3 protein-coding genes are annotated in these 2,977 nt (G+C 73.6%); 1 reads left to right on the top strand and 2 read right to left on the bottom strand.

Going from position 1 to position 2,977, the window contains the following annotated elements:
* The coding region (locus tag K6I34_RS34685; protein ID WP_229332018.1) for a GTP-binding protein at positions 1–885 on the bottom strand (885 nt) is incomplete at its 3' end.
* Between the two features lie 472 nt (positions 886–1,357).
* Here K6I34_RS34685 and K6I34_RS34680 point away from each other — a divergent pair.
* Positions 1,358–2,191 carry a hypothetical protein gene (locus K6I34_RS34680; protein WP_229332017.1) on the top strand — a complete coding sequence of 278 codons (834 nt, stop codon included), beginning with the start codon at positions 1,358–1,360 and terminating at the stop codon, positions 2,189–2,191.
* Positions 2,192–2,285: 94 nt separating this feature from the next.
* Here K6I34_RS34680 and K6I34_RS34675 read toward each other — a convergent pair.
* The coding region (locus tag K6I34_RS34675; RefSeq protein WP_229332016.1) for a GntR family transcriptional regulator at positions 2,286–2,977 on the bottom strand (692 nt) is incomplete at its 5' end.

Raw genomic sequence — 2,977 nt, 5'->3', positions numbered from 1 at the left:
CCCCCGCTCCACGGCGAAGACCGTGCCCGCCGGACCGCCACCCACCACAGGCCGTTCGGGCAAGTACGTCACAATGCCATCCACAAGCTCCGCGACGCCGTCGCCGGACAGGGCCGAGCCGAAGTAGACGGGGTGCAGGAGGCCGCGCCCGGTGCGGTCGGCGATCAGGTCCCGCAACTCCCCTTCACCGGGGGCGTCCCCGTCGACGAACCGGGCGAGCAGTTCGCCGTCCGCCTCGGCGAGCCCCTCGCAGGCGGCGTCACGGAACTCCGGGTCGGCGAACGCGTACGGGACGGTACGGGCCCCGGACGTGCCGATGCCCTGGACCGTGGCCATCGGGACGATGCCAGAGGCGAGCCTGCGACGGATGTCGGCGAGCATCCCCGCCTCGCGGGCCCCGGCACGGTCGGTCTTGTTGACGAAGAGGAGCGTGGGCAGGCGCAGCCGCCGCAAGGTCTTCATCAGGACGCGCGTCTGCGCCTGTACGCCCTCGACGGCGGACAGGACGAGCACGGCCCCGTCGAGCACGCCGAGGGCACGCTCGACCTCGGCGATGAAGTCGCTGTGGCCGGGCGTGTCGATGAGGTTGATCCTCCGGTCACCGACACGGAAGGGCGCGACGGCGGCGCGGATGGTGATGCCGCGGCGGCGCTCCAGCTCGCCGCTGTCGGTCAGGGTGCTGCCCTCGTCGACGCTGCCGAGCCGGTCGATGGCCCCGGCGTCGAAGAGGAGGCGCTCGGTCAGGCTGGTCTTGCCCGCGTCGACGTGCGCCAGGATGCCGATGTTCAGCGTGCGGCGGGTGCTGCCGACGTGCGGCGCGGTGTCACCGACGTCAGTGGCGTCACTCGCGGAGCTCCGGGCAGGCTGAGTACGGAAGGTGTGCATACGCGAAGAAGTCCTCGGGAACGGTGGTCCGGTCAGGGCGCTGGGGGTTTCCGAGGCTTCGGCGCATGTCCGTCGTTTCTCCGTTCTCCGTGGTTCCCCACGAGGTTTTCTGTGGGAAGCCCCATGGGGCTTCCCACAGAGTTTCCCGCTCCGCCACGCGGCGTGCGGCGGCGTGCGGTGCGGGCACATCCTGCCAGGCGTGCGCCACCGGATCGAGTCATTTTTCCGGGGCGCTCCACGCACACAACGCGCCCCTCACGTACACCACATGAGCACCCTCATGCTCATAGGGCCACTCACTCTTCGGTAATGTGCCGTCACCACGAGGAGTCGGCGCGCCTTTGTGAATTGCTTCACACCTGACCCTTGGCCGCGTCCGGGTCTTCGTGCTGAGATTCGGAACACGGCTTCCGGCTCGACGGCGCGCTTTGGGGAGGGCACTGTGGCGGATACCGCCATGCGGGATTCTGGGATGTCGGAGGAGCCACAGGGGCCGCGGGGGGCGGACCCCCAGGACCCACAAGATCCGCAGGACCCACAGGACCCACAGACCCCACAGGGGGACGACCCCCTCGAACGAGCCGTATGGCGCCTGCGGTCGCGCGCCTGCTGGGACGACGCGGCGGCGCTGCTCACGCCCCGGGCCGCCCGCGAACCGGAGGCCGCGCTGCGGCGGACGGCCGTCCTCGTCGAGCAGTGCGTGTTCACGGGCCAGGGCTGGGGCCCGGCGGAGGACGCGCTGCGCGCCGCGGAGGCCCTGGCGGCGGACGACGAGGAACGCGGGGCGGCAGCCTGCGAGCGCGGTCATCTCGCCTACGCGGCCACCCTTTTGGGCGTACGGGACCGGGCGGACGAGGCGCGGTCGGCGCTCGGGCGGGCGGCCGCGCTGCTCGCCCCCGGCTCGCCGACCCGGCCGCTGCTGCACTTCCGGCGCGGGCTGATCGCCCAGCACCTCTCCGACAACCCGTCCGACGCCACCGCCGCCTTCCAGCGCGCCCACGCCGGGGCGACCGCGCACGGGCAACGGCTGCTGCTCTCCTTCACCTGGCGGCACGTCGCGGCCATGGCCGAGCACGAGGGCAGACTCACCGAGGCCCGCTACGGGTTCACCGAGTCGCTTCGCATACGGGAAGAGCTGGGCTACCTCGTCGGCATCGCCCCGGCGCTCGCCTCCCTGGCGGCGGTCCTCCCGGACGCGGACGAGGCGGCCCGGATGCGCGCGGAGGCCCACCGGCTGGTGCGGCTCCTGGGCGGCGTCCCCGCCTGGCTGGCCGACCGCCTGTCGTCACGGAAGACACCGGACTGACACTGAACACTGCCACTGACGCTGGCACTACCACTGACGCCGACGCCGGCACGGACACCGACACGGACGCGGAAGGCCCCAGGGCGCGCGCCTCTCAGCCCGCGCCCGTGAAGTGCCCCCGTACCACGCACTCGACCCGTTCGAGATCGCCCGACGTCAACGCGTCGAGCAGCGTCAGGTGTTGGGCCGCGTCGGCCATGAGGTCGGCGGCCCGGGTCGCCCGGCCCTCGGTCGCCGACCCCTCGGTAGCCGGCCACTGCGCGCGGCGGTGCAGTTCGTCCGCGACCGAGACGAGCTGGCGGTTGCCCGCGAGGCCGAGCAGCGCGCGGTGGAAGGCCCGGTCGGCCTCGGCGTAGCGGGCGCGGTCACCGGTCGCGGCCACGGCGGTCGCCGCCTCGGCGAGCGGCCGTAGCTCGCACCAGCGCGCCGCCGGTGCCGTGCGGGCCAGCCGCAGCACGGCCGGGACCTCCAGGAGGGCGCGGACCTCGGCGAGCTCGGCCAGGTCGCGCGGGGTGCGGCGGGTGACGCGGAAGCCGCGGTTGGGGACGACCTCGACGGCCCCCTCCAGCGCGAGCTGCTGCATCGCCTCGCGCACGGGGGTCGCGGAGACCCCGAAGCGGTCGCCGAGCGCGGGCCCGGAGTAGACCTCCCCGGGTATCAGCTCGCCGCTCAGCAGGGCCGTGCGCAGAGCGTCGAGTATCTGGCCGCGCACCGAGTAGCGCTGCGGCATCCGGCGCGCGGGCGCAGCGGGAGCGGGAGGCGCAGAGGGGGCGGCGGGGGCGGAGG

It is taken from the genome of Streptomyces sp. UNOC14_S4 (genome assembly GCF_020740835.1).
Lineage (GTDB): Bacteria > Actinomycetota > Actinomycetes > Streptomycetales > Streptomycetaceae > Streptomyces.
This window is presented reverse-complemented; position numbering and strand designations above follow the sequence as displayed.

Bases quoted from the DNA above. Each gene is read 5' to 3' on its own strand.
- K6I34_RS34680 (WP_229332017.1), top strand. From the start codon at position 1,358: ATGTCGGAGGAGCCACAGGGGCCGCGGGGGGCGGACCCCCAGGACCCA.